The sequence below is a fragment of the Haloprofundus salinisoli genome (assembly GCF_020097815.1).
GTDB lineage: Archaea > Halobacteriota > Halobacteria > Halobacteriales > Haloferacaceae > Haloprofundus > Haloprofundus salinisoli.
In genome coordinates, this window is record NZ_CP083663.1 from 1,021,928 (window position 1) to 1,042,703 (window position 20,776).

The window sequence follows — 20,776 nt, forward strand, 5'->3', positions numbered from 1 at the left end:
GCGACAAATCACCCGTCAGCCTCTCACACGGGTATATAGGGCAGGCCCGGACGAAACAAGTAAACCATCCCCTCGCAAACGGTGGCGCATGAAGCAGTACAAGATGCGACGCGGCGAGACGCTCGAGGAGAACGCGCCGGACCTCAAAGCGACCATCGAACGCTACTTCGGTCCGGTCACCGGGACGGAGGACCACGACGGCCACGAACTGTACGTCGTCGCTGAACCGGACAACCCCGTCTTCGAGCGCATCATCGCCGGCGCGGCGACGTTCAGCGGCAAGAAGGACCAACTCGCCGTCCACTTCGAGGAGCGCGACGCCGCCGAGGTTATCGCGGAAGGCAACGCCGACGCCGCCCAGGACGCCGTCAACGCCAAAAACGAGTTCCTCCTCGAAGTGACGGGCCGCGACGCGAAATCTCGCCGCGAGTCGATGAAGCGCGCCGTCGAGGACGACGCGCCTGACGTCTAGAACACCCACCTTTTGCGCTGCGGAGCGGCTTCACCGCGAAGGCTTAGCAGACGCAAAGCGTCTGCTCTCGGACTAAAAGCACAGCGTCACCCCCTCAGCGCTGACGCGCCTTCGAGGGTTCCTCGGCCCACTCGCTCGGGCTATCACCCTCACTCGTGATGGGGCTGCTGGCGGCGACCCCCCACAGCCGGTCGTCGCTATCTGTTGCGCCGCGAGTGAGCGAAGCGAACGAGCGGGCTGAGGAGCGAAGGGAGGCGGCGAAGCCGCCGAACTGAGCGACGAATGCTTTTGGCCGAGCTTTTGCCGAGGGCTGCCGGAGGCAGCCCGCAGCGCAAAAGGTCGTTTTATAGGGTCTCGGGCAACCATCCGCCGTCGATCTCGACGTTCTCGCCGCTGATGTAGCCGCTGTCCTCGTCGAGGAAGAACAACACCGCCTGCTGGACGTCTTCGAAGGAGGCGGGGCGGCCCCGCGGCAGTTCGTCGGGGAACTCGTCGGAGTTCTCGACGACGTACGGCGAAACGGCGTTGACCGTGATCTCGCTGTTCTGGGTGTCGGCCGCGAGCATCCGCGTGAACATCAACACGCCAGTTTTGGCGACGAAGTACGGGAAGTTCTTCGGGTAGACGAGCGCCTTCTCGCTGCCCGCGTAGCCGACGTTGACGATGCGACCCCAGTCGGCCTCTCGCATCCCCGAGAGCGCGCGCTTCGAGCAGAGATACGTCCCGTAGAAGTTCGTCTCGACGACGCGCTGCCAGGTGTCGAACTCGATGTCCTCCCAGTGTAACGGCGCGAAGTCGCCGACGTTGTTCACGAGGACGTCGACGGTGCCGAGGGCGGATTCGGCGGCCGAGAACAGGCCGTCGACGCTCTCGGGGTCGGTCACGTCGCCCTGTACCGTCGTCGTCGAGACTCCCCGACTTTCGGCCTCCGAGGCGACGTCTCCGGCTTCGTCGGCGCTTGAGTAGTAGTGAACGGCGACGTCGGCACCGCAGTCGGCCGCCGAGAGCAGCAGTTCCCGGCCGATGCCTTTCGCGCTGCCGGTGACGAGAACGGTACGACCCGAGAGGTCGGGAGCGAGCATACCGGAACGTCGGCGACCGCGAGCAAAAGTGTGGACTGTCGCGGGGACAATCTACATGTTCCACGAGAGCGATTGACATCGTAGAGCGACTGCAGAGCGCTGAAAATATTTATTCGACGCCGAGTAAATCCGTCGTCACGTTTAAGTTGTGAACGTGACTACCGCTAGTTATGGCAATAGACACGATTCTGTTAGCAGTCGGGGCCGGAGACGCCGAGCGCATCGACCGACTCGGCGAGGTCGCCGTCGACATCGCAGGGCCGACCGGCGCGACGGTCGTTCTCGGCCACGTCTTCACCCGACAGGAGTACGACGAGACGATCGACAAACTGGAGTTCGACCTGACCGCCGAGGAGGTCTCGCCCGACGACGTGGCGTCGCGGCACGCGACGATACGCGACCTCACGAAGATGCTCGACGAGGCCGGCGTCGACTACGAAGTTCGCGGCGCGGTGGGCAAACACGGGACGAGCATCGTCGACTTGGCTTCGAGCGTCGGTGCCGGCCAGATCATCGTCGGCGGCCGACAGCGCTCGCCGACCGGAAAGGCCGTCTTCGGCAGCACCGCACAGGAAGTCATGCTATCAGCGCCGTGTCCGGTGACGTTCGTCCGTTCGGAGAACTGAACCCCCGCGGTCGAGGCGAGCGAGGCGAACACTCATCGACCCCTGTGTGGCATACACTCACATGGAGCACGAAATCGAGTTCGCCCCGACGTTCACCCTGTTAACGCTCTCGCTGGAACCCGGTGAGACGGTCCGTACCGAGGCGGGGTCGATGGTCAGTTACGACGACGGCATCGACATCGAGACGAGCGCCGACGGCGGTCTCTTCGGATCGCTCAAGCGAAGCCTGCTGGGCGGCGAGAGCTTCTTTCAGAACACGTTTACCGCCCGCGAAGCCGGGGAGGTAGCGCTCGCGCCGCCGCTTCCCGGCGACATCGCGGACTACCACCTCGACGACGAGACGCTGTTCGTGCAGTCGGGGTCGTATCTCGCTTCGGGCAGAGACGTCGAACTGGACACGCAGTTCGGCGGCGGTCGGTCGTTCTTCGGCGGTGAGGGGCTGTTTCTGCTCCGTCTCGACGGAACCGGCCCGGCGTTTCTCTCCAGTTACGGTGCAGTTCGAGAGGTCGAACTGGCCGAAGGCGAGCGATACACCGTCGACACGGGCCACATCGTCGCCTTCGAGTCGACGACGACGTTCGACGTGCGCGCGGTCGGCGGCTTTCGTTCCACGCTGTTCAGCGGCGAGGGACTGGTCTGCGAGTTTGAGGGACCGGGTCGCGTCTGGACGCAGACCCGTAGTCCGGACGCGCTGCTCACGTGGCTGATTCCGAAGTTGCCGACGAACGCTTCGAACGCCGGAAGTAGTAACTAAACATCGAGTAATTTGTTATACGGTACCGCTAGACGTGCAGTAGGGGCGCCCTACGGGCAGATTAAGCGACATGATAACCGGAATCTGACGTATCGAATCTGTGCAGTTAAGTGGCGGGACGGTGGTTGTGGATACAATGGCCTACTACGTGGGCGTCGACCTCGGCGCGACGAACGTCCGAGCGGTCGTCGCCGACGACGACGGAACCATCATCGGAAACACGAAACACGCGACGCCTCGCGGCCCGACCGGTATCGCGGTCACCGAGGAGGTGCTCAGCGTCGTCCGCGAGGCCTGCGACGAGGCGGGCGTCGACCCGACGGACGTCGTCGCCGCGGGCATCGGCTCTATCGGGCCGCTGGACCTCGCCGAGGGCGCGATAGAGCAACCGGCGAACCTCCCCGACACCATCGACCGCATCCCGCTGACGGGGCCGCTTTCGAAACTGCTGGAGACCGACGAACTCTACCTCCACAACGACACGAACGCGGGCGTCATCGGCGAGCGCTTTTACTCGGACCGCAACCCCGACGACATGGTGTATCTCACCATCTCCTCGGGTATCGGCGCGGGCGTCTGCGTCGACGGCGAGGTGCTCAGCGGGTGGGACGGCAACGCGGGCGAAGTCGGTCACATGACTATCGACCCGCACGGCTTCCGCACCTGCGGCTGCGGCCACGATGGTCACTGGGAGGCGTACTGTTCGGGGAACAACATCCCGCGGTACGCAGAGGAGCTCCACGCGGAGGACCCCGTCGACACGACACTCCCGGTCGAAGAGCCGGAGTTCTCCGCCATCGACGTGTTCGAGCACGCGGGCGAGGACGATTTCGCCGACTACGTCATCGAGCAGGTCGGCCACTGGAACGCGATGGGCGTCGCCAACACCATCCACGCCTACGCGCCGCTCATCGTCTTCATCGGCGGCGCGGTGGCGCTGAACAACCCCGATCTCATCATGGACCCCATCCGCCGGAAGATGGACGAGATGGTGTTCATCAACGTCCCCGACATCCAACTGACGACGCTCGGCGACGACGTAGTGGTTCGCGGGGCGCTCGCCAGTGCGATGACCGGTGGAACGGGCGACCGAGCGCGGTTTTAATGCCGCGCTGATTCGCCCGTCGCGGCGCAGGGGCACGGGCGACCGACGCGACGGTACCGCACCGGCGACGGAGACGCGTCGCTTATTCGCCTGCACGTACAGCACCACCTATGCGCAGACGTGACGTGCTGCGCGGAAGCGCCGCCGCGCTCGGTCTCTCGACCGTCCCGACGCTGACGACGAGTCGCGTCGACGCACACCCGGGGCCGTACCGCCCCTACGGGTTCGTCGACGTCCGGGGGGCGAAAGAGGCCGTCGTCGCTCCCGACGGACAGCGAGCGTTCGTCGCCGCCACCGGTGGGTACGCCGTCGTCGACCTCTCGGTCGCCGACCGACCCGAACTGCTCGCCGAGCGTCGAGAGCTCCTCTCGGAGCGCGAAGGGGGACCGCTGCGGCAGGTGTGGGACGTGAAACTCGACGACGCTCGCGACCGACTGCTCGTCGTCGGCCCCGCCAACGGCATTCCGGGCGCGCTCTCGGGGCTGCTCGTCGAAGACGTCTCGAACCCGCAGGACCCGGAGACGCTGGCTTTCTTCGAGACCGACTACCCGATTCACAACTGCTATTTCAGCGGCGGCTACGCCTACCTCACCGCCAACGAGTACGACCGCAATCCGCTCGTCGCCGTCGACCTCCGCGACGACGACCCGCGGGAGGTCGCCCGGTGGTCACTCTTGGACGAGAACTCCGCGTGGGACGACGTCTCGGCGGGTCGCCGCACCGTTCACGACGTGTGGGTACAGGACGGCGTCGCGTACCTCGCCCACTGGGACGCCGGGACGTGGATGCTCGACGTCTCGGACCCGACGAACCCGCAGACGATCGGCCGCCTCGACGGTCCCTCGCCGTCGTCGCTCGCGGTCTCCGACGGCCAGCGCGCTCGACGGGAGGCGACCGTGCCGCCGGGTAACGACCACTACGTGGCGACGAACGAGGACGGAACGCTGCTCGGCGTCGGCAAGGAATCGTGGGCCGAAGGGACCGACGGCGAACTGGTCGGCGGGCCGAGCGGCGTCGAGCTGTGGGACGTCTCGGACCCGGCGGACCCCCAGAAACTGTCGACCATCGATCCGCCGCCGACGCCGGACCCGACGTACGGCGGCGTCTGGACCACCTCACACAACTTCGAGCTCCGCGACGAGCGACTGTACACCTCCTGGTACCGAGGCGGCGTCAAGCGTCACGACATCTCCGACCCGTCCAACCCGGAGGAGCTCGCGTGGTGGCGCGACCCCGGCCACGCGAGTTTCTGGACCGCTCGCCTCGCCGTCCCCGGAGAGACGTTCGTCGCCAGTAGCATGGGCACCGACGACGCCACCGGACGGCTGTACGTCTTCCCCGACCACGCGGGACAGCAGGCGAATCCCCCATCGCTCGGGGAGTCCGAGACCAGCGGCGTCGACGTGCTGACACCGACCGAGTCGCCGGAACGCGAGAACGGAGACGCGAACGACGAGGCGAATCCGGGGTCGACCGGCGGCGACGCCGACTCGTCGGCTATCCTCGCACCCGGGTTCGGCGTCGGGACCGCGGTGGCGGCGCTCGGCGTCGGCGCGTGGTGGTCGACCCGGCGAGAGAAGAACGGACAAAACGAGTAACGAGACGACGGTAGCGGACGACGGCGCGTGATTAGGAACTCGCCTCGACGTCGGTGTCAGCCTTCTGGTCGGTCGGGTCGCGCATCTCGCCCATCACCTCTTCGAGGGCGTCGGTCGCGGTGAGCAACCCGACGACTTCGCCGTCTCTCCGCACGAACGCTAACTCCTGCTCTTCCTCCTGGAACCGGTCTATGGCCTCGCTGACCGTCGTCTCCGCGTCGAGCGTCAGCGGCGGAGCCGCGATGTCCTCGAACGTCACCTCGCCGGACGAGAGCCCGTCGTAGGCGTTGATGACCGTGGGCGCGTAGACGATCCCGCGGAAATCGGAGAGCGACTCACCGGTGAGCGGGAATCGCGTGTGCGGATTCGCCTCGACGACGGCGAGGTTCTCTTCCACGGAGAACGCCGTCGAGAGCACGGCCACGTCGTCGACGTCGACCATCACCTCGGAGATCGGTTCCTCGCCGACTTCGAGCGCGTTCATCACCTCTTCGCGGCGTTCCTCCGAGAGGTCGCCGGCTTCGAGAATCGACGCCATCTGCCGGCGGAGGTCGGCGCGGTTCTCCACGCTGTCCTCTTCGGCTTCGGTCCACGACCGGGTGAGTTCGACGCCGAACAGGCGGAGCGTCCACTTGGCGACGCCGTCACCGAGTTTGATGATGGGGTAGATGGACATTGCGAAGTAGTACAGCGGCGTCGCGCCGTACGTACAGACCCACTTGCTCCGCTCGACGCCGAGGTAGGTCGGCGTCTGTTCGCCGTGGGTGAGGTGGACCAGGTTGATGACGAGGAACGCGAGAATCGCGCCCGCGCTGATCGAGGCGAGGAACGTTCCTTCGATGAACGGCTCGAAGATGGCCGCCAGCGCCGGTTCGGCGACGATACCGACGGCGATGCTGGTCGCGGTGATGCCGACCTGGCAGCTCGTGAGATAAATTTCGAGGCGGTCGGTCATGTCCCACGCCCGTTCGAGCGCCTTCGAGCCCTGGAACTCGGACTCGGGGAACTGTCGGACCCGCGTGAGCGCGAACTCGATAGCGACGAAGAAGCCGTTCGCCAGAATGAGTAGGACTCCGACAAGTAACCGAACCGCGATGACGGGAGCTTCCATGTAGCCGTACTGTTCGCGGTACAAGAACAAAATAGCCGGGGGCGACGATTACCCTCCTACCGGCCCTGCGTCCGTCTGCGGCCGACTCGGGCCCGACGGCCCACGGCGAACCACAACATACGCATAGCTGCGGTTCCAAGAGTCGCCAATGAGCGACGACAGCCTCAAGGAGCAAATCGAGAACTGGATGGTCGGCCAGATGCCCATCATCCAGATGCACGGCGGGACGAGCGTCGTGCGCGAAGCGAACCCGGAGACGGGTGAAGTCGTCGTCGAGCTCGGCGGCACCTGTTCCGGCTGCGGCATCAGCAACGTCACCGCGACCAACATCAAAGCCGACCTCATCCGCGACTTCGAGGATGTCCGAGACGTGACGGTGAAGGTTCCGAGCACCGGCGATCAGGGCAGCAGCACGGTCGAAGGCGGCCGCGGGGGGGAGCTGCAGTTCTCCAACGAGTCGGCCGAACACTTCTGAATCAGCCACAGCCCGTCGGTACCGTCAGCGCCCGTCCGCCGCAACATCGACCCCACCCTCGCCTTTTTCACCGATAACGAAACCATCCGTTCGCGTGTACTGACCGTCACACGAAGTCGGCCATGACGGGAGTGCGGAGCACCGCTTCGCATCACGGAATCCCTCGATGCTCCGTCTGTTCGCCAGCTCTCAGAGCGCCCGCTCTAACGACGATGCGACCTGTCGCGTCTTCTCCGCCAGTTGCTCGGAGACGTGTCCGGCCTCGACGGCCGCGTCGAGTTCGTCGTCGTCGACGCGTTCGACCCGCCCGTCCGGGTGTTTCACCACGTCGACGTGTAGGTCGACGTAGCGAATCTCGTCGGGGAAGCACTCGACCGGCGTGCAGATGTTGACGTACGTCCCCTTCCGCTCGCAGTCGGCACCCCGGTAGACCGTCGGGTACCACCAGCGGCCCTCGCGGAACTTCGTGAGCGCCGTGTCGCCGCTCTCGCGCTTCGTGCCGAGCGCGTCGTAGCGTCCGCCGCCGGACATCGTCCGCTCGACGGCGACCGTCCCCTCGTCGTCGCGTTCGACGACTTCGCCCGAACCGAGCGTGATGAGCCGTCCGTCCGGTTTACCGTGGCCGATTCGAACGGAGTCGCCCTCGACGGGGCCGAACTGGTCGGCGACGACGCCGAACGGGAACTCACCGTCCTCGAACTCGCAGAGCGCCTCCGCCAGATCGACGCCGGCGCTCGCGGCGTTCGCCGCGGCCTTCGTCCGGTGGTGGCCGGGCATCGTCGTCGACACCTTTCGACGCAGGTCGTCGAGCGCGAACCGCGACTCGCGGCCGAACCAGACCCACGCACCGGCGGCGGGGACGACGACGCCGGGGTCGCCGACGGACTCGTCGAGCGCCGCGTCCATCGCCCGGGCGCGGTCGCTCGCGCCGTCGAGCGCCTCCCGGAGCGCGGTCATATCCGCCTCCGTGGCGCTGTGTCGCCAGCGGATGCCCCACCCCTCGGGAACGTCGGGGTCCAGCAGGTCGGTCATCCCCGCGAGTTCGCGCCCGGCCGCGTCGTCGTGGGTCGCCACCGTCGTCTCCTCCCGGCCGGGAACGAGCGTCACGAGGCCGTCGTGGGCGCGGAGTTCGGTGTCCAACTGCGGTCGGTCGTCGTCCCACGGCGGCGTCGACGAGGTCACCTGTACGCGGAGCGCGTCGCCCGCTTCCACGCGGTCGTCGGCGTTACGGTAGGGGAGGTAGCCGTCCGTCGCGCCGAGGTCCACGACGGCACCCCCGCCGAGCGTCTCTCTCACCCGTCCGTCGAACACCGCCCCTTCGGGTGCCGGGTCGGTCCACGCGAAGGCGTCGATGCCGACCGCTCGGAGTCGCTCGCGGGCGCGGTCGACGGCCGTCTCGTCGCCGGTGACGCCGACGCCCTGGCGGTCGTCGGTCGTCTCGACGGCGACGTCGTGGGTCTCGGCGTCGAACTCGGCGTCGAACCGTCGCTTGATGGGACCTGACGCCTGCACAACGTCGTCGCCCGCGTCGAGGAACAGTCGCGTCAGCGCCGTCGTGTAGATGCCGCGGACGCGGACCTTCATAGGGCGTCGGGGTCGCGGGCGAACCGCACTCGGTCGTGGACCGTCGGGCCGAGCGTCAGTTCGACGACGTCGTCGGAGAGGATTCGACCGCCTTCGACGGGAACGCCCCACGAGTCGAACTGGAGGTAGCCGCGCATGCTCGCGCCGTGGGTGTAGAGGTCGACGTGGTCGACGACGTGTTGCTGTATCTCGTCGCTGCTGTGTGCCATCTCCATGTCGGAGTAGAACGTTCCGCCGTCGGCGAAGAACGCCGCCAGCGCGTCGGCGTCTTCGGCGACAGCCTCGGCGACGAGGTCCGACGCCTCCCGAATCTGCTCGGTGTCGACGCCGACCTCCCGGAGCGCCGCCTGCGTTCGCGAGTCGAAGTGCATACCCGACGTTGGGCGGGAGGGGATTTCAGCGTACCTCGTTGACGGCGGTGCGGACGCGGAGCCTCGCGGGCGGTGCAAGCGGGCCCAAGAGATTAGGCGTCTCCGGGAGACGTACCATCATGCCGAACGAACGGGATCCTATCGAACGGGCGTCGGCGGGGTCGGTCGATCTCTACGACGTTTCGACGTGGGAGGAGCGCAGCTCCCTCGACGGGCTGTCGGTGTTTCTCTGGAAACTAATCACGGCGACGTTACGGTTCGTCATCATCCTCGTCGCGTTGCTGTTGCTCGTCGCCATCGGCGGCCTCACCGTCGTCTCGACACCGGAAGTGGGGATACTGACGGTTCTGTCGGTGGTTCCGGCGCTCGCACTGGCCGGCTACGTCTACTACTCGGACGTGACGAGCAACGAACCGCTGTCGCTGCTGGTCGCTACCTTTCTGCTCGGGGTGCTGACGGCGAACTTCGCGGCGCTCATCAACAGCGCGTTCTCGGAGTACTTCCAGCTGGTTCCGGTCATCGGGATGGTCTTCTTCTACTATCTCGTCGTCGGCCCCGTCGAGGAGACGGTCAAACTGCTGGCGGTTCGTCTGTACGCGTATCGGAGCGAGCGCTTCGACGCCGTCATCGACGGCGCGGTGTACGGGGCGATGGCCGGTCTCGGCTTTGCGACCATCGAAAACGCACTGTACATCACGCAGGGCGTCGAACCCACGCAGTTGGAGTTCGGACTCGAACTCATCGGCGTCGGTGGGGAGATAACGGCCGTCCGGGCGCTCGCCGGCCCCGGCCACGTCATCTACTCGGCGTTCGCGGGCTACTATCTCGGCCTCGCCAAGTTCAACCGCGAGAACAGCGGCCCCATCGTCGTCAAAGGGTTGCTCATCGCCGCGTTCATCCACGGCACGTACAACACCACCGTCGGCCTCGGGTCGGGGCTCATCTGGTTGCTCATGCAGACCGTCGTTCCGTTCAGCGTGCCGCAACTGGCCGCGTACCTCTGCTACGTTATCCTCTACGACGGCTTCTTCGGGTACCTGCTCTACCGGAAGATCAAGCGCTACCGCAACACCTACTGGGCGGTCCACGACGACGAGACTGTCCGCGACGAGAGCGTCGTCGAGAAGTCGACGTAGTCGGGCGGAAATGCGCGTTTTAGCGCCGCTTCGGCGGTTGTAACGCTCCTCCCTGCCCACAAAGGATATGTACTGTCATGCCATAGCACGACCTGTATGGCATCTGAACCCAGCGACGACATGTTCGACCAGTTCTTAACTGACCGTGGTCACGAGACGGAACCGCAACGCTGGGATCGATCCTATAACAAGAAACAGTGTCCGGACTGCGGGGCGCTCCACGACGATACGGACGACGCCGTGACGTGTACGGTCTGCGGGTGGGACCCCGCCGCCTGAGTTCGGTCTCCATCGGTCCTCACCATTTTTCTGCGGCCGGCTCTCGAACACCGAGCGTCAGCGACGCATCCGGGCGTCAGCGACGGGTCTGAGCGTGCGTCGACACGTCTGGCCCCGAGTCGACACTAGAGGCGGTCGACCGGTTGCGTGCCCGACGACTCGCCCGCTGTGTCGCCGACGGTTCGGCCCGTTTCGTGAGCGTAGTCGGTGCGGACTCGACGGGAGGGTCGAAGACCGGTCGATGACCGCGTTCACGCCGCCGAAAGAAGCCACGTGGTTTATCACACCGCAGGGCGTGAACCGGGATAATGGCTGAGACAGCTCCCACCGTCACCCGGCTGTTCGGTGGCCCGGGCAGCGGGAAGACCACCGCCCTTCTCAATCGCGTCGAAGAGTTACTCGAAGAAGATGACGTCGAGTTCCGCGACATCCTCGTCGTCTCCTACACACGTGCAGCGGCCCAAGAAGTCAGAGAACGCCTCGCCGAGCGCCTCGACATCTCTCCCCGCGCGCTCCAAGGCAACGTCTGTACGATGCACGCGAAAGCGTACGAACTGCTCAACCTCTCGCGCGGCGACGTCGTCGGCGAGAAGGACAAAAAGGAGTTCTGCGAGGAGTTCGGCCTGGAGTACGAGGACGAGTACGGCGGTAAGGGCCGCCGAACCGCCCGCTCGACGACCATCGGCAACAAGGTCATCGCCACGAGTCAGTGGCTCCAGCGGACCCAGCGCGACGTCGCCGACTGGTACGACGTGCCGTTCCAGTGGAACGTCGAGAAGGTTCGACTGCCCCCCGAAATCGACCCCAACGCCCAGGAGGGGAACAAGTACACGCCGACGTGGCCCTCCTCGGACGACCGCGTCGACATCCCCGAGGCGATTCGCGGCTGGCGCAACTACAAGGGACAGAACGGCCTCGTCGGCTTCGCCGACATGCTCCAGCGGGTGAAACAGCGCTCGCTGTTGCCGAGCGTCGACTACCTCGTTATCGACGAGTTCCAGGACATCACGACGCTGCAGTACGAGGTGTACGAGGAGTGGAAGCCGCACATGAAACGCGTGCTCATCGCCGGCGACGACGACCAGGTCGTCTACGCGTGGCAGGGCGCGGACCCCAACCTCCTGTTGGACGCCGAACGCGACGAGGACGAGGTGCTCCCGAACTCCTACCGACTTCCCTCGCGCATCCTCAACGTCGTCAACAAGGAGATTCGACACATCGAGAAGCGCCAGGAGAAGGACCTCAAACCGAGAAAGGAGGGCGGCGTCGTCGAGGCCGTCGAGAATCCCTCGATGCTCAACCTCGTCCGCAACGTTCGCTACACTGTCCAGCAGGACGACGGCGACATCATGCTGTTGTTCCGGGCGCGCTACCAGATGTTCCAGTTCATCGACGACTTCATCAAGGAGGGCATCCCGTTCAGCGTGCTCACCGACCAGCGGATGTGGACCGACCGCCTCACCCAGTACGTCCGCGGCGTCGAGCGCATCGAGAACGAAGAGCCCATCACCGGCCTGCAGGCGCGGCGCTTCGCCGGCATGCTGCAGGAGTCGGCGTTCGGCTCGAACGACCGTGACGACCTCTACGACCTCATCGACGACTACGAGGAGGAGGCTGACGTCGACGACCTCGCCGAGATCGAGATCCCGCTCGCCGAAATCAAGAACCTCGTACCGTTCCTCCCCGACTCCACGTCCGCCAGCGACATGGTTCGGAAAGTGACGAGCTTCCAGCGCAAGTCCATCGACGCGTACTTCGGCGGGAAGTACGAGGGGATGGACCCCAACCGCGTCCGCATCGGCACCATCCACTCCGCGAAGGGTCGCGAAGCCGACCACGTGTTCGTCGCCACCGACCTCACCGAGAAGGTGGTCGAACAGATGGCGGCGACCGTCGACCAGCAGGGTATCGAGGTCGAGGGCGTCGAGGAGTTCACGAAGACGACGAGCCCCGTCCCGGTGCTGACGAACAACGAGCGCCGCGTGTTCTACGTCGGGATGAGCCGCGCGCGCGAACGCCTCGTCCTCCTCGAGAACCTCGTCGACGGCGCGCCGACGCTTCCCATCAGCGTGCTCCTGCACAACGAGATCCGCGACGAACCGGCCGAGGAGATGCTGGAGAAGGCCCAGGAGCCGCCGACACCGGAACCGTAGGCGATGGCAGGCGATTCGGAGACGGGCGTCGGTTCGGAGGCCGACGCGGGTTCGGAGGCCGACGGCACGGCCACCCCGTCGTGGCCGGAGCAACCCAGTACCGACTACGGGTTTCTGAAGCGGGCGCTCGCGGAAGCCGACGCGGACGCGTTCGTCCACGTCGGCGACCGTTTCGACGACGATATGCGGTATCTCACGCGCTTTTCGGGACCGGACCGCGACTACGCGTTCGTCTTCGTCGGCGACGCGGGAGGCGACACCGCGACCCTCTGTGCACCCGCACTCTTCGAAGAACAAGCAGAGCGCGAGTTCCCCGGCGACGTCGTGCGGATGGAGAGCGTCGGCGACCCGGCGGGCGAACGCGCCCGCGGCGTCCTCGACGACCCGCTCGGTGGCGACGGAACCCTACTCGTTCCGCAGGGAATTCCCCACGACGCCGCGCTCTATCTCGAACGCGCGGGCTACGAACTGCAGTCGACGAGCGCCGTCGCCGACGCGCGGGCGGTGAAAACCGAGGCTGAACTCGACTGCCTCCGCCGCGTCCAGCGGGCGACGGCCCGCGGGATGGCGCGGGCGGAGACGATTCTCGCGGAGGCGACGCCCGAGGGCGACGAACTCCTCTGGGACGGCGCGCCGCTGTCGACGGAGCGCCTGCGCCGACAGGTGAACGCGACGCTCGCCGCCTCCGGCGTCGGCGACGCGGGCAACACGGTCATCGGCGCGGGACCGTCGTGCGCGGACCTGCACTTCACCGGGACCGACGACATCGCGCCGGGGGAGACGGTGCTCTTGGACATCTCGCCGCGCGGCCCGCACGGCTACTACGGCGACCTGACGCGGACGTTCGTCGTCGACGGCGACGGCGGGTGGGAGCGCCGCGCGTACGTTGCCGTCGAAGCCGCACAACGGGCCGCGTTCGGCGAACTCGACGCGGGGGCGGGTGTCGCCGCGAGTACGGTCCACGAGGAAGCGGCCGCCGAGGTCGCCGCCTACGGCTTCTCGGTCGGCGCGGAACCCGGCTTCACCCACGGCACCGGCCACGGCGTGGGCGTGAGCCTCCACGAAGCACCGTCGTTGCGGGCGGACGAACCGCTGGAGGCGGGGATGGTCGTCACGGTAGAACCGGGCGTCTACGACTCGTCGCAGGGCGGCGTCCGCATCGAGGATTTGGTCGTCGTGACCGAGGACGGCTACGAGGTGCTCGCCGAGTATCCGACGGGTATCGTCCCGCAGACCCGCTAATCTACTCCTGCTTTTCGTCTGGTTCGTTCTTCTCGGGCGTCTTGACCGCAGAGCCGACGACTCTCTCGGCGGCTTTCCCGGGGATGTCGTCGGGCGTCGTGACGTAGCGCGGGACGAGCACCATCGCCGCGGCGACGGCGAGGAGCCCGACGCCGAACAGCGCCTCGCCGTTCGCCAGCTGTTCTAGGCCGTAAATCGCCACGGGGATGGCGAAGACGAGCGTCACCGCCAGTCCGATGGTGTCCAGTATTCCGAGCGCCATTGGCGCGAGTATCCGGCGAAGAGAGAAAAATGCGACGAGTGCGGTGAGCGCGGTGAGCGCGACGGGCCCGCAGCGAGGGCGCGAGGCGGCGTACCGGGGTCGAACACAACGCTTTCACACCGTTGCCGCCAACTCGGGAGCATGTTTACCGGAATCGTCGAGCGGACCGGCGAAGTAACGGCAGTCGAAGACGCCGGGGGCGGGCGTCGTCTCCGCATCAGCGCGCCGGGGTTCGACGACTTGCACCACGGCCAGTCCATCAGCGTCAGCGGCGTCTGTCTCACCGTCGAGGAGTTCGAGAACGCGGGCGACGACGCGTGGTTCTCGGTGTTTCTCGCCGCGGAGACGGTCGACAAGACGTATCTGGGCGAGGTCGTGGAGGGCGACGCCGTGAACCTCGAACGCGCGCTCGCCGCGGACGGGCGGTTCGACGGCCACGTGGTGCAGGGCCACGTCGACGCGACGACCGAGGTGACCGCGATAGAGCAGGTGGGCGACGACTGGCGCTTCGAGTTCTCGATGCCCGAGGGCTTGGGGCGGTACGTCGTCTCGAAGGGGTCGATTACGTTGGATGGAATTAGTCTGACCGTGGCGGAGCGGACGTCCGAGACGGTGGCGGTGGCGATTATTCCGACGACGTACGATTTGACGACGCTCTCGGAGAAGTCCGTCGGAGATTCGGTTCACGTCGAGGTGGACGTGGTGGCGAAGTACGTGGAGAACATGCTGGAGGGGTATCAGCTGGAGTAACTCCAGAAAAGCATGCGAGAAGGAGCGTTGCGTGGGCTCGCGTTCGAGTATCAGGCCAGAAACCGTAACCCCACGACGCACAGTTTATCTCGCATGTCGGACTCCGAACTTACGCGCCGAACCGTACTGCGAACGACGGCTGGAGTCGCCGTCGCGTCCACTGGGCTCGCGACGCTCACCGGCTCCGCCGCCGCCCACTTCCCGCGGGAACTCGCCGTCGATATCAGGCCCGGAAGCGAGAGGAACGCCATCAATCCTCGAAACCAGGGACGGGTGATTGTCGCTGTCCTCCAGACGGACGCGTTCGACCCGACGGAAGCGGAGGTACGCTATCGCTTCGGCGCGCCGGACGTCGTCGCCGATGGCGGGGGTACAGAACCTGTTTCACATCGCACTCAAGATGTCGACGGCGATGGCCGCGGCGACCTCGTCCTCCAGTTCCCGACCGCCGAGACCGGCTTCGAAGGTGACGAATCCGAAGGAGAGCTCCGTTGGGACCGCGACGAGAGCCGCGAACACGGCCTCTCGGGACGAGATACGGTCGTACTCGTCGGCCGGAGTTGAATTTCGGTTCTCAGCAAACCCTCAGTAGTCACGGGAAGATTTTCAGCGAAACAGCTCCTCGTATCAGGTATCTCGACGGCTGCCTACAACCCGTACAGATCCTCGAACTTCTCGGTCACGTACTCCGAGAAGTACTCCGCCGTCAACGGCTCGCCCGTCGCCTCCACAATCAGTTCGTCCGTCGGATACCGCTTGCCGTGTCCGTGGACGTTCTCGGTGAGCCAGTCCCAAAGCGGCGCGAAGTCGCCCTCTCGAATCATCCCGTCGACGTCGTCGAACTCCTCGCGGATGGTCGCGTCCAACTGCGCGGCGAACACACTACCGATGGTGTAGTTCTGGAACGATGCGAACCAGCTCGACCAGTGGATATCCTGCAGACAGCCTTCGGCGTCGTTGTCGGGGCGGATGCCGAGATACTCCTCGAACGTGTCGCCCCAGACTTGGGGCACGTCTTCGACGTCGATTTCTCCAGCGACGAGCTGGCGCTCGATTTCGAACCGGAGGATGATGTGCAGGTGGTAGGTCGCCTCGTCGGCCTCCACTCGGATGCGGTTGTCCGGTTTGATGCGGTTGGCGGCGGCGTAGGCGCTCTCGGCGGTCACGTCGTCGGCGTCGGGCAGGTGCGATTTGACCTCGGGGAGGAAAAAGTCCCAGAACGCCCGCGTCCGGCCGACGTGGTTCTCCCAGTACCGGGATTGGGACTCGTGAATCCCGCTGCTGACCGACTCGCCGAGCGGCGTCGCGTACTTTTCGTCCGGCAGACCGAGTTGATAGGAGGCGTGGCCGAACTCGTGGATAGTCGCCATCAGCGCGTCCAGCGGGTCGTCGTCGTGGTAGCGCGTCGTCACGCGGGCGTCGAACTGCGTGCCGAAGGTGAACGGGTGCGCGGAGGTGTCGAGGCGGCCGCGTTCCTCGGGGTAGCCGAAGGCGTCGAGCGCCGCCTCAGAGAGCGCCTGCTGGGCGTCGTCGGGGTACGCGCTCGTGAACGGTGTCGGGAGGTCGTCGCCGTTCTCCCGGACGTTTTCGATGAGCGGAATCAGCGTCTCGCGGAGGTCGTCGAACACTTCCTCGACTTTCGACAGCGGGAGATGCGGCTCGCGGTCCTCGAACATCACCTCGAAGGGGTCGCGGTCGGGGTCGATGTGTTCGGCGCGCTCGCGGTGGAGGTCCAAAAGGCGCTGGAGATGCGGCGCGAACGCGTCGAAGTCGTCGTTCTCTTTGGCGTCCTGCCACGCCTCGTGCGCCTCGGCCTGGGCTTTCGTGAGCTCCTCGACGAGGTCGCTCGGGACGTACGCGGCGCGTTCGTGCTGGCGTCGAATCTCGCGGACCACGGCCGTTTGGTCGTCGGAGAGGTCCGATTCGTCTACGGCGTCGAGCGCCTCTACGAGGTCGTCGCTCGTCAGGAGGTCGTGGTGAACCGCCGAGAGCGCGGACTGCTGTTCGGCGCGGGCGGGTGCACCGCCCTTGGGCATCATCACGTGCTGGTCCCACATGAGGTAGCCGGAGGCGTGGTCGACGTTCGAGATGCGCTTGTACTGGGCGAGAAGGTCGTCGTACGCCTCGGTCGTCGTCTCGTGAGTCGATGACATGGCTCGTGGTTGTCCGGGGAGCGTATGAACGTCCGGGCACCGGCAGTTCGCGTTTTTCCGAATAGATGGATGAGGACTGTAGCGGGGCGTTTCGTCACGTTCGGCTAGTCGAGAGACAGACGCCTGCTGCCGAGTCACAATGAGATGACCGCACCGCCACCGCCTGCCTCAGCCCTCCCCAGCCTCGTCGAGCGCATAAACGTGCCCGACTCCCTCGCACATTTGTCAGGCGGACAGAGCCGCCCTCTGGCGCGCGCCGGAGCGCCGGTTCATCGGCGCGAAAAACGTGCGAGGGACGACTGAGCGAGCGCTGTAGTGCGAGCGAAGGAGTCGGTTGGGGAGGATGAGGCATCTCGGTGCGCCCAGCTACCGTGCGGTAGTCGGTAAACCGAATCAAGTTCACTAACGAAAAACCGAATCCGATGAAAGAAAACAGCCGACTTAGACGACCTACGCCGAATCGAGGTCGTACAGTTCGCCGTACTTCTTGGTGACGTAGTCGAGGAAGTAGTCGGCGACGAAGTTCTCGCCCGTCGCCTCCACGACGAGGTCGTTCGTCTCGTAGCGCTGGCCGTGGCTGTGGACGTTCTCGGTGAGCCACTCGTGGAGGTCGTCGAACTCGCCGTCTCGAATCTGGCCTTCGAGGTCGTCGATGGTCTCCTCAGCTGTTGCAAAGAGCTGTGCGGCCATCACGCTGCCGAGCGAGTACGTCGGGAAGTAGCCGAAGTTGCCGTGGCTCCAGTGGATGTCCTGCAGGCAGCCCTCCGAGTCGGTGTCGGGCCGAACGCCGAGATACTCCTCGTACTTGTCGTTCCACACCTCGGGTACCTCGTCGACCTCGATCTCGCCGGAGATGAGCAGTCGTTCGATCTCGAAGCGGACGATGATGTGCATGTGGTAGGTGAGCTCGTCCGCCTCGACGCGGATCAGGTTGTTCTCGAACACCTGGTTCGCCGCCTCGTAGGCCTCCTCGACGGTGACGTCCTCGGACTGCGGGAAGTGGTCCTTGAACGTCGGGAGGAACCGCTCCCAGAACGCCTTCGAGCGCCCGACGTGGTTCTCCCACAGCCGCGACTGCGACTCGTGGACCGAGAGGTCCCGCGGCTGGCCGAGCGGCGTGCCGTACTGCTCGTCCGGCAGGCCGTGGGTGTACGTCGCGTGGCCGAACTCGTGGATGGTCGAAAAGACTGCCCCGAGCGGGTCGGACTCGTCGAAGCGCGTCGTCACGCGGGCGTCGAACGTCGTTCCGGTCGAGAACGGGTGCGGCGCGATGTCGATGCGGCCGCGCTCCCACGGGTAGCCCAGCGTGTCGAGAGTCGCCCGCGAGAGTTCCATCTGCTCGTCCTCGTCGAACGTGCCCGCGAAGGCGTCGGTCGCGAGGTCGGTTTCGGACTCGCGAATCTCCTCGATTATCGGGACGAGCGTCTCGCGAACCTCGTCGAGAATCTCCTCGGCCTGTTCGAGCGGGAGGTACGGCTCGAACTCTGCAAAGAGCACCTCGTAGGGGTCCTTGTCGGGGTCGATATGCTCGGCGTACTCGCGCTTGAGTTCGACGTGTCGCTCCAGAAGCGGCGCGAACTTCGAGAAGTCGTCTTCGGCTTTCGCTTCCTTCCAGGCGGGTAGCGCCTCCGAGGAGGTTTCCGAGATCTCTTGGACGAGTTCGGTCGGGACGCGAGCGGCGCGCTCGAACTCGCGGCGGACCTCGCGGACGACCGCCGCCTGCTCGTCGGAGAGCTCCTCGCCCTCCAGTTCTTCGAGCAGTTCGCCGATGCCGTCTTCGACGAGCAGTTCGTGGCTGATCGCCGACAGCGTCGAGAGCTGCTGGGAGCGCGCGGGCGTCCCCTCGTCGGGCATCATCACCTGCTGGTCCCAGCCGAGCACGCCCGCCGCGTTCTGGACGTTCGAGATTCGCTTGACTTTCTGGACGAGTTCGCCGTACGCGTCCGGCGCAGAGTCGGTGGAGGCTTCGGTTGCCATCGTCAACCCTTTCGAATCGATACTAATTAAACGGATGTTTCCGGTCGTCGGGGCCGGCTTTCGCTCGGCGAGCAGGTGCAACAGTAGCGAGTGTTCCCGCGTCGTCGGCGGTGGCGGGAGAGGCGGCCCATGACGTTCAAGCAGCGTCTGCGTCACTTGCAGTGGCCGCCAAATCGGCAGCAGATGACCATATAGCCCTCGCAGTCGCCTCTCCGCTGGGGGAGTGAGACGATGGCGACGAAACCACCGAGAGACGAACCGGACTACGAAACACTACAGCGGGGGGTCCACGGCGAGGTACTCCGACCCGGAGACGAGGGGTACGACGAGGCCCGGTCGGTCTGGAACGCGATGATCGACCGAAAGCCGGCCGTCGTCGTCCGGCCCAGCGGAGCGGCCGACGTAATCACGGCGGTCGGGTTCGCCCGCGACCGCGACCTCGATCTCGCCGTCAAGGGCGGCGGACACAGCGTGGCGGGGAGCGCGGTCTGTGACGACGGACTCGTCATCGACCTCTCTTCGATGTCGTCGATTCGAGTTGACCCGGCGTCGCGGACCGCCCGCGTCGGACCAGGCGCGACGATGGCCGACCTTGACCACGAGACGCAGGCGCTCGGCCTCGCCACGCCCGGCGGCGTCATCTCGACGACCGGGGTCGCCGGAGTCACGCTCGGCGGCGGGATGGGCTGGCTCAGCCGCAAGTACGGCCTGAGCGTCGACAACCTCCGGTCGGTCGACCTCGTCACCGCCGACGGCGAGTCGGTGCGCGCCAGCGAGGAGGAGAACCCCGAGCTCTTCTGGGCGGTCCGCGGCGGGAGCGGTAACTTCGGTGTCGTCACCTCCTTCGAGTTCGACCTCCACGAGGTCGGCCCCGAGGTTCTCTTCGGACCGATGGTCTATCTTTACGAGGACGCACCCGACGTGCTCGCGCACTACGAGAGATTCGCCCTAGATGCGCCGCGCGAGTGCAGCGTGTGGCTGAACAGCGTGACGGCGCCGCCGCTCCCGTTCCTTCCCGTGGACGTACACGGAACCACGGTGGTGATACTGCTGGTCTTTTACGCCGGCGACCTCAAAGCGGGCGAAGCGGCGCTCGAACCGCTCCGCGAGTACGGCGACCCGATCGTAGACGCCGTCGCACCGATGCCCTACGCGGAGGCCCAGTGCAGTTTCGACGACCTCTACGCGGCGGGCGCTCGAAACTACTGGAAGGCGGCCAACTTCACGGGGCTCACCGAGCACACGATAGACGTCATGCTCGAGTACGCCGAGCGCTTCCCGACGCCGCAGTCGGAGATCCTCGTCCATCAGGTCGGCGGGGCGGTCAACGACGTCGCGTCGGACGCGACCGCCTACCCGCACCGAGACGCCGAGTTCGTCGTGAACGTCGCCGCTCGGTGGGAGGACCCGTCGCGGGACGACGAGTGCGTCGCGTGGGTGCGAGCGTGTCACGGCGCACTCGCCGAGGGGGCGACCGGCGGAACGTACGTGAACTTCGAGGGCGACCGCGAGGGCCGCGAACGCAACGCCTACGGCGGGAACTACGACCGCCTCGTCGAAGTGAAAACCGAGTACGACCCGGAGAACGTCTTCCGGTCGACGCAGAACGTGAAGCCGGCGGACTAGAAGCGTACGCGACGCGGGCA

20 protein-coding genes are annotated in these 20,776 nt (G+C 66.0%); 13 read left to right on the top strand and 7 right to left on the bottom strand.

Annotated features, from left to right (window positions below; genetic code table 11):
• Positions 1 to 88: 88 nt before the first annotated feature.
• The gene (locus LAQ73_RS05415) at positions 89 to 472 is read left to right on the top strand and encodes a DUF5611 family protein (RefSeq protein WP_224270217.1); all 384 of its coding nucleotides are present in this window, start codon (positions 89 to 91) and stop codon (positions 470 to 472) included.
• A gap of 344 nt (positions 473 to 816) precedes the next feature.
• Here LAQ73_RS05415 and LAQ73_RS05420 read toward each other — a convergent pair whose 3' ends face one another.
• The gene (locus tag LAQ73_RS05420) at positions 817 to 1,554 is read right to left on the bottom strand and encodes an SDR family NAD(P)-dependent oxidoreductase (protein ID WP_224270218.1); all 738 of its coding nucleotides are present in this window, start codon (positions 1,552 to 1,554) and stop codon (positions 817 to 819) included.
• A gap of 170 nt (positions 1,555 to 1,724) precedes the next feature.
• Between LAQ73_RS05420 and LAQ73_RS05425 the strand changes: the two genes are divergently transcribed.
• From LAQ73_RS05425 to LAQ73_RS05440, 4 genes are all read left to right on the top strand, one after another.
• A complete protein-coding gene (locus tag LAQ73_RS05425; protein ID WP_224270219.1) occupies positions 1,725 to 2,180 on the top strand; it encodes a universal stress protein in 456 nt (151 codons plus the stop codon).
• Positions 2,181 to 2,241: 61 nt separating this feature from the next.
• Positions 2,242 to 2,934, top strand: a complete 693-nt coding sequence (locus LAQ73_RS05430; protein ID WP_224270220.1) for a TIGR00266 family protein — start codon at positions 2,242 to 2,244, stop codon at positions 2,932 to 2,934.
• Positions 2,935 to 3,070: 136 nt separating this feature from the next.
• Positions 3,071 to 4,039, top strand: coding sequence for an ROK family protein (locus LAQ73_RS05435; protein WP_224270221.1), 969 nt, complete (start codon positions 3,071 to 3,073; stop codon positions 4,037 to 4,039).
• Positions 4,040 to 4,149: 110 nt separating this feature from the next.
• Positions 4,150 to 5,637 carry an LVIVD repeat-containing protein gene (locus tag LAQ73_RS05440; protein ID WP_224270222.1) on the top strand — a complete coding sequence of 496 codons (1,488 nt, stop codon included), beginning with the start codon at positions 4,150 to 4,152 and terminating at the stop codon, positions 5,635 to 5,637.
• A 31-nt stretch (positions 5,638 to 5,668) separates the two neighbouring features.
• On the opposite strand, the gene LAQ73_RS05445 is transcribed toward LAQ73_RS05440, so the two are convergent.
• Positions 5,669 to 6,748: a CNNM domain-containing protein gene (locus tag LAQ73_RS05445; RefSeq protein WP_224270223.1), complete on the bottom strand. Its 1,080-nt coding sequence runs from the start codon at positions 6,746 to 6,748 to the stop codon at positions 5,669 to 5,671.
• A gap of 148 nt (positions 6,749 to 6,896) precedes the next feature.
• Between LAQ73_RS05445 and LAQ73_RS05450 the strand changes: the two genes are divergently transcribed.
• Positions 6,897 to 7,223: a NifU family protein gene (locus LAQ73_RS05450; RefSeq protein WP_058580611.1), complete on the top strand. Its 327-nt coding sequence runs from the start codon at positions 6,897 to 6,899 to the stop codon at positions 7,221 to 7,223.
• 189 nt (positions 7,224 to 7,412) lie between these two features.
• Here LAQ73_RS05450 and LAQ73_RS05455 read toward each other — a convergent pair whose 3' ends face one another.
• Together LAQ73_RS05455 and LAQ73_RS05460 are read right to left on the bottom strand one after the other, a co-directional pair.
• The gene (locus tag LAQ73_RS05455) at positions 7,413 to 8,807 is read right to left on the bottom strand and encodes a ribonuclease FAU-1 family protein (RefSeq protein ID WP_224270224.1); all 1,395 of its coding nucleotides are present in this window, start codon (positions 8,805 to 8,807) and stop codon (positions 7,413 to 7,415) included.
• Positions 8,804 to 9,178 (bottom strand): DUF7532 family protein, encoded by a 375-nt coding sequence (locus tag LAQ73_RS05460; RefSeq protein WP_224270225.1) that lies wholly within the window; start codon positions 9,176 to 9,178, stop codon positions 8,804 to 8,806. The genes LAQ73_RS05455 and LAQ73_RS05460 overlap by 4 nt, the downstream gene beginning before the upstream one ends.
• A 119-nt stretch (positions 9,179 to 9,297) precedes the next feature.
• Between LAQ73_RS05460 and LAQ73_RS05465 the strand changes: the two genes are divergently transcribed.
• The 4 genes from LAQ73_RS05465 to LAQ73_RS05480 all read left to right on the top strand — a co-directional run bounded on the left by LAQ73_RS05465 (position 9,298) and on the right by LAQ73_RS05480 (position 13,988).
• Positions 9,298 to 10,314, top strand: a complete 1,017-nt coding sequence (locus LAQ73_RS05465; protein WP_224270226.1) for a PrsW family intramembrane metalloprotease — start codon at positions 9,298 to 9,300, stop codon at positions 10,312 to 10,314.
• A gap of 96 nt (positions 10,315 to 10,410) precedes the next feature.
• Positions 10,411 to 10,593, top strand: a complete 183-nt coding sequence (locus LAQ73_RS05470) for an HVO_0416 family zinc finger protein (RefSeq protein WP_224270227.1) — start codon at positions 10,411 to 10,413, stop codon at positions 10,591 to 10,593.
• Between the two features lie 308 nt (positions 10,594 to 10,901).
• The gene (locus LAQ73_RS05475) at positions 10,902 to 12,746 is read left to right on the top strand and encodes a UvrD-helicase domain-containing protein (RefSeq protein ID WP_224270228.1); all 1,845 of its coding nucleotides are present in this window, start codon (positions 10,902 to 10,904) and stop codon (positions 12,744 to 12,746) included.
• A 3-nt stretch (positions 12,747 to 12,749) separates the two neighbouring features.
• The gene (locus LAQ73_RS05480; protein WP_224270229.1) at positions 12,750 to 13,988 is read left to right on the top strand and encodes a M24 family metallopeptidase; all 1,239 of its coding nucleotides are present in this window, start codon (positions 12,750 to 12,752) and stop codon (positions 13,986 to 13,988) included.
• A 1-nt stretch (position 13,989) separates the two neighbouring features.
• On the opposite strand, the gene LAQ73_RS05485 is transcribed toward LAQ73_RS05480, so the two are convergent.
• The gene (locus LAQ73_RS05485) at positions 13,990 to 14,250 is read right to left on the bottom strand and encodes a DUF7533 family protein (RefSeq protein ID WP_224270230.1); all 261 of its coding nucleotides are present in this window, start codon (positions 14,248 to 14,250) and stop codon (positions 13,990 to 13,992) included.
• Positions 14,251 to 14,391: 141 nt separating this feature from the next.
• Between LAQ73_RS05485 and LAQ73_RS05490 the strand changes: the two genes are divergently transcribed.
• Positions 14,392 to 15,000 carry a riboflavin synthase gene (locus tag LAQ73_RS05490; protein ID WP_224270231.1) on the top strand — a complete coding sequence of 203 codons (609 nt, stop codon included), beginning with the start codon at positions 14,392 to 14,394 and terminating at the stop codon, positions 14,998 to 15,000.
• Between the two features lie 93 nt (positions 15,001 to 15,093).
• On the top strand, positions 15,094 to 15,564 hold the full coding sequence (locus LAQ73_RS05495) for a hypothetical protein (protein WP_224270232.1): 471 nt from the start codon (positions 15,094 to 15,096) through the stop codon (positions 15,562 to 15,564).
• 83 nt (positions 15,565 to 15,647) lie between these two features.
• On the opposite strand, the gene LAQ73_RS05500 is transcribed toward LAQ73_RS05495, so the two are convergent.
• Both LAQ73_RS05500 and LAQ73_RS05505 read right to left on the bottom strand, forming a co-directional pair.
• Positions 15,648 to 17,153: a carboxypeptidase M32 gene (locus LAQ73_RS05500; RefSeq protein ID WP_224270233.1), complete on the bottom strand. Its 1,506-nt coding sequence runs from the start codon at positions 17,151 to 17,153 to the stop codon at positions 15,648 to 15,650.
• A 450-nt stretch (positions 17,154 to 17,603) separates the two neighbouring features.
• Positions 17,604 to 19,130 (bottom strand): carboxypeptidase M32, encoded by a 1,527-nt coding sequence (locus LAQ73_RS05505; protein WP_224270234.1) that lies wholly within the window; start codon positions 19,128 to 19,130, stop codon positions 17,604 to 17,606.
• A 231-nt stretch (positions 19,131 to 19,361) separates the two neighbouring features.
• Here LAQ73_RS05505 and LAQ73_RS05510 point away from each other — a divergent pair, with 231 nt between their 5' ends.
• Complete coding sequence (locus LAQ73_RS05510) at positions 19,362 to 20,756, top strand: FAD-binding oxidoreductase (RefSeq protein WP_224270235.1); 1,395 nt, start codon at positions 19,362 to 19,364, stop codon at positions 20,754 to 20,756.
• Positions 20,757 to 20,776 lie beyond the last annotated feature (20 nt).